The organism is Rhizobium sp. BK529 (assembly GCF_014194105.1).
Classification (GTDB): Bacteria; Pseudomonadota; Alphaproteobacteria; order Rhizobiales; family Rhizobiaceae; genus Rhizobium.
On sequence record NZ_JACIAU010000006.1, the window covers coordinates 131,131 to 143,609 of the forward strand.

Here is a 12,479-nt window from a genome sequence, read left to right on the forward strand (position 1 = left end):
CTTACGTGCCGATATGCTTCTGGCCGCGCTTCTTGGCGAGCGCGATCTGGTGCTGGCGCTGACGATAGCGCAGGCGGTCTTCCTCACTGCGCGTGTGATAGCAGTTGCTGCAGGAAACACCTTCCTCGTAATGCGGCGAAGTGACCTCCTCGGCCGTGATCGGATTACGGCAGGCATGGCAGAGTTTGTGCTCGCCCTCCCTCAGGCCGTGTTCGACTGAAACGCGCTCATCGAAGACGAAGCAGGCTCCGTCCCACAGGCTTTCTTCCTGCGGCACTTCTTCCAGATATTTCAGGATGCCGCCCTTGAGGTGATAGACCTCGTCGAAGCCCTGTTCCTTCATGAAGGCCGTCGCCTTCTCGCAGCGGATGCCACCGGTGCAATACATGGCGATCTTCGGCTTGTTGTGCAGACCCGGATTATTGCGCACCCAGTCGGGAAACTCACGGAACGTCTTAGTCTTCGGGTCGACCGCGCCGCGGAAGGTGCCGATCGCCGTTTCGTAGTCGTTGCGCGTGTCGATGACGATCGTATCGGGATCGGAGATCAGCGCGTTCCAATCGGCAGGATCGACATAGGTTCCAACCACCTTGTTGGGGTCGATATTCTCGACTCCCATGGTGACGATTTCCTTCTTCAGCTTCACCTTCATGCGCAGGAAAGGCATCTTGGAAGCGCGGCTCTCCTTATGCTCAAGTGCTGCAAATTCCGGCTGGGCGCGCAGGAAGGCGAGCACGGTGCGGATGCCGGCATCCGGACCTGCGATCGTGCCGTTGATGCCTTCATGGGCAAGTAGAAGCGTGCCCTTTACGCCATTCTCTTCGCAGAGCGTTTGCAGAGGCTGTTGAAGGCTCTCGTAACGCGGTAGCGAGACGAAATGGTAAAGTGCTGCCACGAGGAACGGGCTTGTCCGGATCACATTGTCGGTCATGCGCGTGGAAATACAGAATACGCCGGACTTGCGCAATGATATTACGCAAGTCTGGCCTCTTGTGATCACGACTTATCTGCGGGCCCTCCATTCCGTATAGGACCGCATGCCGAAAGCGGAGTCCGGCTCGTCGCCGAGCACGCTCAGGAATTCAATCGAATGCCCGTCGGGATCGTTGAAATAGAGCGAGAGCGCTGGCACCCAGCCTATGACGATTGGTTCGGTGATCAGCTCGCCATGAAAGCCATGCGGCTTCAGCCCCTTGTCGATCAGTAACGCCGGCGCCCGCATCATTTCCTCCTGCGACAGCCGAAAGGCCATGTGCAGGCGCATCTTTAAGGGGGCGGTGCCGGTTTCCCAGAGGCCGAGCATGGCGTTCCTCTTACCGTTCACCCAGAAGAAGGCGATGCGGCGTTCCGGAAATTCTGCGGCAAGTTCAAGGCCTAGAATATCGCGGTAGAAGGGAATGGAGGTCTTCAGATCGGTGACGGTGAGATGGGTTTCGTAGATGCCCTGGATGTGGGGCGTTGCATTGTCTGCGGGCATATGTTCCTCGATCGGTTTTTTGACCGGGTCGAGGCTAGGACCTCAGGGTAAGTTGAGGTCAATGGGTAAATGCGTCAATTGCGGACAGACACCCAGAGCAGCTCCAGGCGCTGCGCTTCTTCTTCCGGAGCGTCACCATAGAGCGTTTCGGCGCCGAGCAGCGCTTCGCGCCGATCTTCCTGCTGGCGGAAGATGATGGCATCCAGCAGATGGGCGAGATCGTCGTTGCGGGTGAAGAGCTGCGGTTCTGCCTCGACAAGACCTGAAAGCACGGAGAGATCGTGGATGTGCCCGAGCCGTTCGACAAGGTCCTTAGCGACGTCGCGTTTGACCTTCATCGCGCTCGGCCAGAGATCCCGCAGAAGCGCATGATAGAGGCGGTAATCGTAAGTGCGCTTGCGCAGTTCATGAAAATCTTCGGCGGCCGCATCTTCATGGCAGGCATCGAGTGCTTGCCTGGCACGCGACGCGGTCCTGCGCCAGCTTTTTGCCAGCATGCGGGCATTCTTGCGGTGGCTCTTGTCAAAGGCGACATCGTCGAGCGCTGCGATCGCTTCCCGCAGCGCCCCGATAGTATCATGCAGCCGCTGCTCGAGACCGCTTTCGGCTTCCGCCATCCAGTCGCGACGCGCTTCCAGAATGGAAACGATGCGGCCGAGCGCCTCTGCCTCTTCAGTGTTGCGAGCACTCTCCTGCAGGTATCGGCCGGTGCCGACGATTGCTGCGGCATCGCGGATGGCCGAGAGCGACCTTGCCGTGTCCCTCAGCCGTGCATTCTCACGCTTCTGGAAATCTGGCACCTCACGGGACACAAGGCGATAGAGCGAGCGCAGCCGCTTCATGTTCTTGCGGAAAGCGTGAATCGCCTCATGGGTACCATCCGGCCGCTCTTCCAGAGCGGTGATGGCCTGCGTGAGTTGCTCCTCGGCGGCGCTTCGGAACTCGTCCGTAAAGTCGGCCTCAGGCCGTATGCGATAGCCCATGCCTGTCGTGCTCGAATTCTGTCGCAAGCGCCTGATTGGAATAGCGGAAGTCGCCCGTCACCTCGCGGCCGAGCCATGTGGGCAGTGAGGGATTGTCGGTCTCTGCCTGCATCTCGACTTCGGCGATGACGAGGCCGCGATGGACGCCTGCGAAGACATCGACTTCCCAGACGAAGCCTTCATGGGGCACGAGGTAACGTGTTTTTTCAATCACGATGCCAGTGGCGTTTTCTAACAGTTCCTCGGCGTCGGAAACCGGAATCTCGTATTCGAATTCGTCGCGGGTGAGGGTGCTGCGGCCGATCTTCAGCGTCAGCCGCGCACTCTTTTCGTCTGATATGCGGATGCGTACGGAGCGGTCATCCATTGAGACGACATAGCCCTGTTTCAGGACCGATTTCGACTGCACTGCGGAGCGCCATGCATCGCTTCGCACGAGGAACTTCCGTTCGATCTCTTTCGCCATACGAATGAACCTTTTGTGACGATTATGTCAGCCTACCCGAGTTTCCAACGATTTAATACCCGTCTTGTCGCACGGGCCGGTTTTATCTCGACAAGCCCTTGTGAGGGCGCTATTCGAAAGCCGATTTCAATCGTTTAAGGGAACTGTGGCCATGGGCGAGAAGACAGCGAAACTCCTTACCATCCTGAAACTCCAGCCTGTCGTTCCGGTCCTGATCGTCGAGGATACGAAGTCGGCCGTTTCTCTCGCCCGCGCGCTCGTTGCCGGTGGTCTCAAGGCTATCGAGATCACCATGCGCACGCCGGCCGCTCTCGATGCCGTGCGCGCCGTTGCCGCTGAAGTGGAAGGCGCGGAAGTCGGCGCCGGCACAATCCTCAACGCCGCCCATTGGGAAGCCGCAGTGCAGGCAGGTTCCAAGTTCATCGTCAGCCCCGGCACGACGCAGGAACTTCTGGATGCCGCAGCCGATTCTCATGTTCCGCTGCTACCGGGGGCCGCAACCGCAAGCGAGGTCATGGCGCTGCGCGAAGAAGGCTATCAGGTGTTGAAGTTCTTTCCGGCCGAGCAGGCGGGTGGTGCTGCCTATCTCAAGGCGCTATCTTCGCCACTGGCGGGCACGCTCTTCTGCCCGACTGGCGGCATCTCGTTGAAGAACGCGAATGACTATCTGTCGTTGCCCAACGTCATCTGCGTCGGCGGTTCGTGGGTCGCGCCGAAGGAGCTGGTCGTAGCAGGTGACTGGGCAGGCATCACCAAGCTTGCCGCAGAAGCTTTCGCGCTGAAGGGCTGAGCTCCCAAGCCCGTCGGATTTTGAATGCCGATAAGTTTTGAACGAGGGTGGCCGTGCTGCCCTCGTTTGTATTTCGGCAGTCGCAAACCTATGTTCTCCTCCGGCCTTTAAAACAGGGAGAAGACGAAGACATGTTCGACGCGAAGAAACTACTCGACCAGTTTCTGGGGTCACAGGTGCCGGGCGTGGGCGGCAGCGTACGTGACCGGGCCGGCGATGCGATCCAGATGGCGAAGGACAATCCCCTGAAGACCGGCGCCCTTGCCGCGGTGCTTCTCGGTACCAAGACCGGCCGCAGCCTCGCAGGCAATGCCATCACTATTGGCGGTCTCGCAGCCATTGCAGGCCTCGGCTATCAGGCGTGGAAGAACTATCAGGCCGGGCAGGCGCCTGCCGCGCCTTCCGACGCGCCGACGGCAAACAATCCCGTTCTCCTGCCGCCGCCTGCCGAATCCGGATTTGGGTCGGCTTCGCCGGCGGCCAGCAACGAATTCGTGCTCGTCCTCATCCGCGCCATGATCGCCGCCGCCAAGGCCGACGGTCACATCGACGATGGGGAGCGCGCGCTTATCATGGACAGGGTCAAGGCCGCCGATGTCAGTGGTGAGGCCGCAAGCTTCATCGAGCGCGAGCTTTCCGAGCCAACCGATATCGATGCGCTCGTCGCAGCCGCCGTGACCGAGGAGCAGAAGGTCGAGCTCTATACGGCCTCACGGCTGACGATCGAGCCGGATTCGCGTGCCGAACGCGGTTATCTCGATCTGCTTGCCGGCAGGCTTGGCCTTGCCGATCAGCTCGTCGATCACATCGAAGCGACGGTCTCCTCCGCCAAGGTCACTTTGTCCCAGTAATCTCGGGGTGCCAGTGATATCGGGCCCAGTTGCCTTTGCGAGGCGGCTGGCCTATCCACTCCCGGATCAGAGGAGTGATTATAGCCATGAGCCCGGAAAGCCGTTCGCAGGCGATTGCCGCCGCTATCATTCTGGTTTGCGCCGGGCTGGTGATCTATTTCCTGCCGACGATCGTGCTGTGGATCGGCAGTTTCTCTCCGACATTGGCTGTCATCGTCGGTGTCTGCCTGCTGATGTGCTTCTTCGGCATATTCTGGCTGCGGGCACTCTATCAGCGCAGCCGGAAGCCCTGAGCCTACCCCTGCAGGGAGGCTCCAAGCAGCAATACACCCATCAGAATCACGAGAATTGCGCCTAATATCTCGATCGCATTGCCGATCCAGACCGAGGCCGATGAACCGCGACCGGAGAGACGCACTGCGGTGCTCTTGGCTGTGACCGCAAGCGTGGCGAGAATCGCAACCGTGATCGCAGTGCCGAGCGACATGGCGACGACAGAGAGCACGCCGCCGAGATAAAGCCCGTTCAGCAATGAGAAGGTCATGACCAGCAATGCGCCGGAACAGGGGCGCAGGCCGACGGCAATGACTGCCGACCACGCTTCTCGCACGCTGAACCTGTCGCCGCTGACCAGCGAGGGATCGGGTACGTGGGCGTTTCCACAGGTTTCGCAGACCATACCCGGTATGAAGGTATGGCTGGGTTCGACGGCCTGGGCCTTGCCGTTGAAGCTGAAATTGACGCTCCGGCGTTCGGCAGCATTGTCCTTCCAGTCCAACATCATGCTGACGGGGCCGGCTGGCGTCGCCATCAGCTGCCGGCGCGGCCGGCTGCCGGCTATGGAACGCAGCTTACGGAAAAGCAGCCATCCGCCAAAGAGGATCACCATAACGAAGCTACCGATTTCCATGGCATGCGTCGCCATAGTCAGCGTGATACCCGTGCCGCGCAGTACAAGCCAAGCACCGCCAACGAGCACCACCGCCATAACACCCTGCACGAAGGCTGAGATGAAGGAGATCACCACGCCGCGTCGAAGCTCGACCTCATTGGCGATCATATAGGAAGAAATGACGGCTTTGCCGTGGCCGGGACCGGCGGCATGGAAGATACCATAGGCAAAGGAAAGACCGATCAGCGAGGAAAGCTGCCAGGGATCCTGACGCATATCCTTCAGCGCGCCGGTCAGCGCACGATAGAAGGCTTGCTGCTCGTAGTTCACGTAGAGGAAGAGAGGTGCGAACGGCCCGCCGGTCGGCTGAAAGCTCGGCTCCGCCGTGCCGATGCCGAGCGGCGATTGCGCGTAGGCAGTGACGGCCATGACAGCGAGCGCGAGCAGGGCAAGAGGCAGACGTTTCGTCAGCATGTGATCTCCAGCCGCGTGGCAAAGAGTTTTGACATATTGGTGCCGGTCGGGTCGTTGAAGAAGGCGTCGGTCAGCGATTGCTTGTTTTCCGAGATCACCTCATCCGCATCCGGGCGCACGACAGCGTGCTTGCAAGCCCGGAAGCCATCGCCGACCATGGCAAGCTCGTTGTCGGTCGGGAAGTCGATCGAGGTATAGAGCGTCGGATCGTAGACGCCGAAAGTCAGCTTGCCCTTCAGCGGCATCTTTTCGACCGGCTTGACGGCAAAGAACATCAGAAGCTGTCCATCCTTATAGTCGACATGGATGATCTCCGGCTTTTGAACGGTGATGCTCTTCCCGTTGATCGTCAGGTTCATGTAGTAATCGTAATCCGCGAGCGAATCCCTGACTGTACTGCCAACTTCGGCGAGCTCGTTCGGCTCGAGTTTCAGATCGGTGTTCTTGTCGAAATCCATGACGACGGAAGAAGAGAAAACCTCGTCGAAGCGCCAGACATTGCGCAATTCCTGAATGCTGCCGTCGGGGGCGGCGATAACCTCCAGCCGGGCTTCCACGAAGATATGCGGATGGGCGAAGGCGGTGGCGGGGGCCAGCGAAAGAAGCCCGGCCGTCAGAAGTATCGATCGTTTCATGCTTACCCGCTGCCCTGTTCGGTTGGGTGATTTCTCACCGGAAAATGGGACGGAATTGGGACCGCCCCTGCGACGCTTGGGCACGCATTCCGCCCGCTTCAGGGATGTTTCTTGAACCAGTTGTGGAGGTAGTCCACGAAAATCCGGACCTTTGCCGGCAGATAGCGCCGGTGCGGATAAACGGCATAGATGCCGCGGTCGGTCGGAATATAATCGTTGAACAACGTCACCAGCCTGCCATCCTCGATCGGCTTGCGGGCGATGAAATCGGGAATCAGGGCAATACCGATTCCCGACAGCGCGGCGCGCAAGGTTGCATGCGGGCTGTTGACTTCCATCGGGCCGGAAACGGCGACCGCAAAGGAAGTGCTGTCGGGATTGTAGAAGCGGATACTTGCCTGGCTGCGCGAATTGGTGTCGACGATGAAGGGGACGTTGGAAATATCGCTCGGGTGCTCGATATCGGGATATCGCTCCAGGAATTCCGGTGTGGCGCAGATATGCACGCGGAAGTCTGAGATCTTGCGGGCGATCAGACCGGAATCCTCAAGCTTGGTCACGCGAATCGCAACGTCGAAGCCCTCCTCGATCAGATCGACGAAGCGATCGTCGGCGGCGATCTCCAGCGAGAGGTCGGGGTTCTCCTTGGCGAAATCGATCAGTGATTGGCCGACATCGGCATCGACGAAGGTGCGGGGCACGGAAACCCTCAGCCGACCTTTCAGTTGCGCATTGTTCTCACGCACGAGGTCGGCGAGGTTGTCGATCTCCTTTAGGATATCGGAAGCGGTGCGATAATAGGTGTGTCCGGCTTCGGTCATGGAGAACTGCCGGGTGGTGCGATTGAGCAGCAGCGCGCCGAGTTCGTCCTCCAATTCGCGCACATATTTCGACAGCAGCGCCTTGGAGCGTCCGGTGCGTCGAGCTGCAGCGGAAAAACCTTCTGCTTCAACGACATCGATGAAGGCGCGTATGCGGGTCAAGGTGTCCATGGCGATCCTCAAATCTGTTGAAAGAGATTGAACAAATTGCCCTCGGTCGTTCAATTATTTTTTTGAGTTGGGGCATAAAATTTCCCTTGATTGTGAAGGCGAATATACTTATTTCACGGGCTGCCCAAAGTCGCACGTGCCTGTGGGTGTCCGCCGACCCTCGATTAGGTGAGGTCATCGGTAAGGTACCTGGAACTAACCGCTCCAGTCGCTATTCCGGCCAACCGGGAAATGCGAGGACATCTTGAAGCAACGACGGTGCGGGCCTTTCTGGTGTCTGCCGGCTTTCCAACAGCCGGGGTTACTGAAGAGGCACACCTTCATTGCCGGAAGTGCGGCGGGACTTTCCCTCCAATCCAAGGCAGACAAAGCCGAACCCATGCCACTCTGTGGCGTTGGTTTACTATTCGCGCATCAGGCGCTTGCAAGGTACCGGGGTCTCCACCGGCTGGTTCCTCTGCGGGCGGTTGCTTGCCCTTTGTCCTCCGGGCGTCCCGGAGCTTTGGAACTGAGAAGAGGGTTATTGACATGACCACACAGCGTATCCGCGACTTTCTTGCCGCCCGCCGTCCCGACGGTCCCTGCCTCGTCGTGGATCTCGATGTCGTGCGCGATAACTTCCACGCTTTCCGTCACGCGATGCCGGATAGCGCGATCTACTATGCCGTCAAGGCCAACCCGGCCCCGGAAGTCCTGAAGCTGCTCGCCAGCCTTGGCTCCAATTTCGACTGCGCGTCCGTCGCTGAAATCGAAATGGCGCTCGAAGCCGGTGCGACTGCAGCCCGCATTTCCTACGGCAACACGATCAAGAAGGAACGGGATATCGCCCGCGCCCATGCGCTCGGCGTCAGCCTCTTCGCAGTCGACAGCCACGAGGAAGTCGAGAAGATTTCCCGTGCAGCTCCGGGCGCCCGTGTTTTCTGCCGCGTCCTGACCGATGGCGAAGGTGCTGAATGGCCGCTGTCGCGCAAGTTCGGCTGCGTTCCGCAGATGGCCGTCGACGTTCTCGTCTATGCTCATCAGCTCGGCCTGCAGTCCTATGGCGTTTCGTTCCACGTCGGCTCGCAGATGACCAAGGTCGATGCCTGGGATTCCGCCCTTGCCGATGCCAAGCGCGTTTTCGTCCAGCTTGCCAAGCAGGGCATCCACCTGCAGATGGTCAACATGGGCGGCGGCTTCCCCACCAAGTACCTGCGCGACGTCCCGTCCGCGGAAGCTTACGGCAAGTCGATCTACCAGGCGCTGCGTACGCATTTCGGCAACCAGATCCCACAGACGATCATCGAACCGGGTCGCGGCATGGTTGGCAATGCGGGCGTCATCAAGGCTGAAGTCGTACTGATTTCCAAGAAGTCGGACAATGACGACGCCCGCTGGGTCTTCCTCGACATCGGCAAGTTCGGCGGTCTCGCCGAAACCATGGACGAGGCTATCCGTTACCCGATCCGCACCGAGCGTGACGGCGACGAGATGGAGCCCTGTGTGATCGCCGGCCCGACCTGCGATTCGGCCGATGTGCTGTACGAAAAGAACCTTTATCCGCTGCCGGTTTCTCTCACGATCGGCGACGAAGTTCTGATCGAAGGCACAGGCGCCTACACGACGACCTACTCGGCGGTCGCTTTCAACGGCTTTGAGCCGCTGAAGGCCTACGTCATCTAAGGTCGCTCTCGCCAGCCCCGTAACCAGCCGGGGCGGCAATTTCACAATATCTCGAAGTCACCGTCTGAAACGGTTTTGAGTGCGGGAGGCCAAAATGGCCGCTGTTCTTGATTCTGTCCGCGCATTCTTTGCGCCTGTCACTTTCACCATCGACGTGGAAAATCCGTCCGACGTCGTCGCTCGCGAGACCTTGCTCGACCGCGTCATGGGGCCGGATCGCCGCAAGAAGTCGTCGGAGATGATCCGCCGCAATCGTGTGCCGGCGGATGGTCTGGCGCTGGTCGCGCGTGATCGTGACGGTCGTGTGATCGGCACGGTGCGCCTGTGGAATGTCGAAGCAGGCATCAACCAGGAAGGCACGGCCCTCGATGCGCTTCTGCTCGGCCCGCTCGCCGTTGACGGCAAGCATGGCGGTAAGGGCATCGGCTCAGCGCTCATGCGTGCGGCCCTGCTCGAAGCAAAGAACCGTGGCCACGGTGCTGTCCTGCTCGTTGGCGATGCAGAATATTACGAGCGTTTCGGCTTTACTGCCGAAAAGGCTCGTCACCTTGTCATGCCCGGCCCATTCGAACGCTCGCGCTTCCTTGCGCTGGAGCTCGTCGAGGGCTGGCTTGGCGGCGCCGCCGGCATGATCGTCCCTTCGGGACGCATGCTGGCTGGCGCGCCGGTCCGGAAGGCGGCCTGACCGGCAAAGCCCCTCCCAACCTTCGGGAGGGGCTTTTTTGTCTCTACCTCTGTGGCTTACGGAGCCTTTGCATCGATCCGCCCATTGTCGATCAGCCAGCGGACGGCTTCCTGTACGGCCTGTAACGAGCTGTGCCGTGGCGTGAAGCCAAGCAGCCGGCGGGCTTTTTCCATCGAGCAGTTGGGACTGCGGGCAATGTGCTCCCAAGTGGCTTTTGCCTCTTCCGGACTCTGTTTTTCCGCCCAGGCCTCGTATGGCAGGAACTCTAGCTTCGCCTCCTGACCGAACCAGACGGCCATCGCCTCAGCATAGCCTCGCAGCGTGACCGCTTTTTCCGAAACAGCGTGGAAAGCCTCGCCGACGGAAGCCTGCGGCTTTGCAATGGCGGCCATGAAGAGTTCGGCAATGTCATCAGCATGGACGTGGTGTACGGTCTCCATGCCGAAATTCGGCAGGGTCAGCGTTCCGCAGCGCGCCAGCGTCGTGAAGACATCGGGATTAAAATGGCCCGCCGGATTCAGCGGGTTCCAGCCCGGACCGACGATGTGGCCGGGATGGATAAGGGTCGCGGGAAAGTTTTTCTCCTGCGCCATCCGCAGCAAATAAGCCTCGATTGCCGCTTTCTTGATGCCGTAATCGCCGAAAGGCTTCTTTGGCGCCTCCTCGGGAGTGGGCACGACGGTGGAAAAACCATGCGTCCAGATCGTGCCGGTGTGAAGAAAATGATCGACGTGTCCTTCGAGTGCGGTCACGAGCTGTTCGTTGCTTTCCGGCGTGAAGCAGATCATGTCGATGACGATCTCGCCTTTCAGCGCGCGGATCTCATGGCCGAAGCGGCCTTCCAACTCGAGTGCAGCGCGATCCATGTGCCTGATATCGACGCGGTTCCACGCGTCGTCTGGCTTATATGGCGTGGCCGCGCCGCGACTGATCGCCACCACTTCATGACCTGCCTCGACCAAGCGCGGCACAAGGTAGGTGCCGACATGTCCTGTTGCTCCGATGACGATGACGCGGGCCATGCGGTTTCCTCCAGATGCGCCTATGTGCTGTCACGCGCAGTATGTCGTGCGGCTTTGCGAGCCTGCAAGTAGCCAAGGCGCGGATTGCAAGATTTCACATCCAGGCAGGATGGGCTCTTTGTCAAAGCAGTTTATCGTCGGAAGCACAAAGGCCCCAGCCGCGCCGAGGCGCCGGCGAAAAACCAGCAGGCTGATTGAGCCAAGCCGTTTGCTGTTGTCAGATATTCTGATCCATGGTTTCGGCCGGGATTTCATCATTGCGATGAATGCGAACGACCACAGCCGGAACGCCGGCAACCGTGCAATGGGCTGGCACCGGCTTCAGCACGACGCTACCGGCCGCGATCTTGCTGAAAGCGCCGATCTCGATGTTGCCAAGGATCTTTGCTCCAGCACCGATCATCACGCCGTGCCGGATCTTCGGGTGGCGGTCTCCGGTTTCCTTGCCCGTGCCGCCGAGCGTGACATTCTGCAGGATCGAGACTTCGTCCTCGATGATCGCTGTTTCTCCAATCACGATGCCGGAGCCATGATCCAGCATGATCGAGGAACCGATCCTTGCCGCCGGGTGGATATCCGGGCCGAAGACCAACGAGGCGAGGTTGGAAAGCCAGCTGGCGATCTCGAAGCGGCCGTCAGTCCAGAGGGCATGGGCAATGCGATGCGTCTGCAGAGCGTGAAAGCCCTTGAGGTTCAGCAGTGCATGCAGATAGGTGGTGCAGGCGGGGTCACGTTCGCGGACGGCCAGAAGATCGGCTTCGATAGCGGCGCGGATGTCGGCATGATCAAGCAATATGCCGCGAAACAGCCGGAAGAGGTCTTCGGCATCGACCTTCGCCATTGCGAGGCGTGCGGAAATCACATGCGCGACGATGTCAGCGTCGCTTTCTGGGCCGATGATCTGCGTTTCGAGCAAAGTCCGCAGCGTCGGCTCCCGCGTCGCAAGATCGGTCGCTTCGGCGCGGATTGCCGACCAGACGGACACGAAGGCGCCCAACTCTGTGGCAGCGGCCTTATTCGAAACGTGCATTCTCGGATCCTTGTTCTTGTGATCTGCGCGCAGGCAATGTTCAGCGACGGTGTGGATCGGCACTATACACTGGTTCCGGCGGGCGACGCCAATGGTAGAGTATGTCGGGCTCTCCTTCCTCATTGCCGCTGCCATCAGTTTCCTCAACGGTGAGAAGCCACGCGCTTCGTAAAAAGCGCGGGCGCGGCAATTACGCTGGAAGGTCCAGAGACGGATGTCTTCCATGTCGTTTGTCGCCAGGGAGAGAAGCCTTGTGCCGATTCCCATACCCTGTACGTCAGGCAGAACATAAAGCTGCTCGATCCAGCCATTTCGGTAGGCAATAACGCCAGCGAGCGCGCCGTCGACGAAAGCGCCGAGAACCGTGTATTCCGCCAGCAGATGGGTTCGCCAGTGGACCTCATCTTCCTCGGGCGTATGCACATCGCGAAGATGGGGCAGAGCGTGCCATAGCGCGCTACGCCGCACCATGGCCGCCTGATACGCATATCCGCTGTCCAGAGGCGCGATTTCGACTGCG

General features: G+C 59.8%; 14 protein-coding genes and 1 pseudogene. 5 read left to right on the forward strand and 10 right to left on the reverse strand.

Annotated features, from left to right (window positions below):
* Nucleotide 1: 1 nt before the first annotated feature.
* From FHX08_RS28165 to FHX08_RS28180, 4 genes are all read right to left on the reverse strand, one after another.
* Nucleotides 2–931 carry a rhodanese-related sulfurtransferase gene (locus FHX08_RS28165; RefSeq protein ID WP_132657098.1) on the reverse strand — a complete coding sequence of 310 codons (930 nt, stop codon included), beginning with the start codon at nucleotides 929–931 and terminating at the stop codon, nucleotides 2–4.
* 72 nt (nucleotides 932–1,003) lie between these two features.
* The gene (locus FHX08_RS28170) at nucleotides 1,004–1,477 is read right to left on the reverse strand and encodes a VOC family protein (RefSeq protein ID WP_132657097.1); all 474 of its coding nucleotides are present in this window, start codon (nucleotides 1,475–1,477) and stop codon (nucleotides 1,004–1,006) included.
* Nucleotides 1,478–1,551: 74 nt separating this feature from the next.
* A complete protein-coding gene (locus FHX08_RS28175) occupies nucleotides 1,552–2,460 on the reverse strand; it encodes a CHAD domain-containing protein (RefSeq protein WP_132657096.1) in 909 nt (302 codons plus the stop codon).
* The gene (locus tag FHX08_RS28180) at nucleotides 2,438–2,926 is read right to left on the reverse strand and encodes a CYTH domain-containing protein (protein ID WP_132657095.1); all 489 of its coding nucleotides are present in this window, start codon (nucleotides 2,924–2,926) and stop codon (nucleotides 2,438–2,440) included. Before FHX08_RS28180 ends, FHX08_RS28175 begins: the two co-directional genes overlap by 23 nt.
* A gap of 151 nt (nucleotides 2,927–3,077) precedes the next feature.
* On the opposite strand from FHX08_RS28180, the gene FHX08_RS28185 reads away from it, so the two are divergent.
* The 3 genes from FHX08_RS28185 to FHX08_RS28195 all read left to right on the forward strand — a co-directional run bounded on the left by FHX08_RS28185 (nucleotide 3,078) and on the right by FHX08_RS28195 (nucleotide 4,860).
* Nucleotides 3,078–3,716: a 2-dehydro-3-deoxy-phosphogluconate aldolase gene (locus tag FHX08_RS28185; protein ID WP_132657094.1), complete on the forward strand. Its 639-nt coding sequence runs from the start codon at nucleotides 3,078–3,080 to the stop codon at nucleotides 3,714–3,716.
* 131 nt (nucleotides 3,717–3,847) lie between these two features.
* Entirely contained in the window at nucleotides 3,848–4,567 is a 720-nt protein-coding gene (locus tag FHX08_RS28190) for a tellurite resistance TerB family protein (protein WP_132657093.1), read from the forward strand.
* Between the two features lie 86 nt (nucleotides 4,568–4,653).
* On the forward strand, nucleotides 4,654–4,860 hold the full coding sequence (locus tag FHX08_RS28195) for a hypothetical protein (RefSeq protein ID WP_132657092.1): 207 nt from the start codon (nucleotides 4,654–4,656) through the stop codon (nucleotides 4,858–4,860).
* A 2-nt stretch (nucleotides 4,861–4,862) separates the two neighbouring features.
* On the opposite strand, the gene FHX08_RS28200 is transcribed toward FHX08_RS28195, so the two are convergent.
* The 3 genes from FHX08_RS28200 to FHX08_RS28210 form a co-directional block, all read right to left on the reverse strand.
* Nucleotides 4,863–5,933 carry a nickel/cobalt transporter gene (locus FHX08_RS28200; RefSeq protein WP_132657091.1) on the reverse strand — a complete coding sequence of 357 codons (1,071 nt, stop codon included), beginning with the start codon at nucleotides 5,931–5,933 and terminating at the stop codon, nucleotides 4,863–4,865.
* Complete coding sequence (locus tag FHX08_RS28205) at nucleotides 5,927–6,568, reverse strand: DUF1007 family protein (protein WP_132657090.1); 642 nt, start codon at nucleotides 6,566–6,568, stop codon at nucleotides 5,927–5,929. Before FHX08_RS28205 ends, FHX08_RS28200 begins: the two co-directional genes overlap by 7 nt.
* Before the next feature lie 98 nt (nucleotides 6,569–6,666).
* Nucleotides 6,667–7,560, reverse strand: coding sequence for a LysR family transcriptional regulator (locus tag FHX08_RS28210; protein WP_132657089.1), 894 nt, complete (start codon nucleotides 7,558–7,560; stop codon nucleotides 6,667–6,669).
* A gap of 528 nt (nucleotides 7,561–8,088) precedes the next feature.
* On the opposite strand from FHX08_RS28210, the gene odc2 reads away from it, so the two are divergent.
* Both odc2 and FHX08_RS28220 read left to right on the forward strand, forming a co-directional pair.
* Nucleotides 8,089–9,222: an ornithine/lysine decarboxylase gene (gene odc2 / locus FHX08_RS28215; protein ID WP_132657088.1), complete on the forward strand. Its 1,134-nt coding sequence runs from the start codon at nucleotides 8,089–8,091 to the stop codon at nucleotides 9,220–9,222.
* Between the two features lie 94 nt (nucleotides 9,223–9,316).
* A complete protein-coding gene (locus tag FHX08_RS28220) occupies nucleotides 9,317–9,907 on the forward strand; it encodes a GNAT family N-acetyltransferase (protein WP_132657087.1) in 591 nt (196 codons plus the stop codon).
* Nucleotides 9,908–9,963: 56 nt separating this feature from the next.
* Here the strand turns inward: FHX08_RS28220 and FHX08_RS28225 are convergent, their stop codons facing one another.
* The 3 genes and pseudogenes from FHX08_RS28225 to FHX08_RS28235 all read right to left on the reverse strand — a co-directional run bounded on the left by FHX08_RS28225 (nucleotide 9,964) and on the right by FHX08_RS28235 (nucleotide 12,430).
* On the reverse strand, nucleotides 9,964–10,929 hold the full coding sequence (locus tag FHX08_RS28225) for an NAD-dependent epimerase/dehydratase family protein (RefSeq protein ID WP_132657086.1): 966 nt from the start codon (nucleotides 10,927–10,929) through the stop codon (nucleotides 9,964–9,966).
* Nucleotides 10,930–11,146: 217 nt separating this feature from the next.
* Nucleotides 11,147–11,959, reverse strand: a complete 813-nt coding sequence (gene cysE, locus FHX08_RS28230) for a serine O-acetyltransferase (protein ID WP_132657085.1) — start codon at nucleotides 11,957–11,959, stop codon at nucleotides 11,147–11,149.
* Nucleotides 11,960–11,999: 40 nt separating this feature from the next.
* A pseudogene (locus FHX08_RS28235) lies at nucleotides 12,000–12,430 on the reverse strand (N-acetyltransferase family protein).
* Nucleotides 12,431–12,479 lie beyond the last annotated feature (49 nt).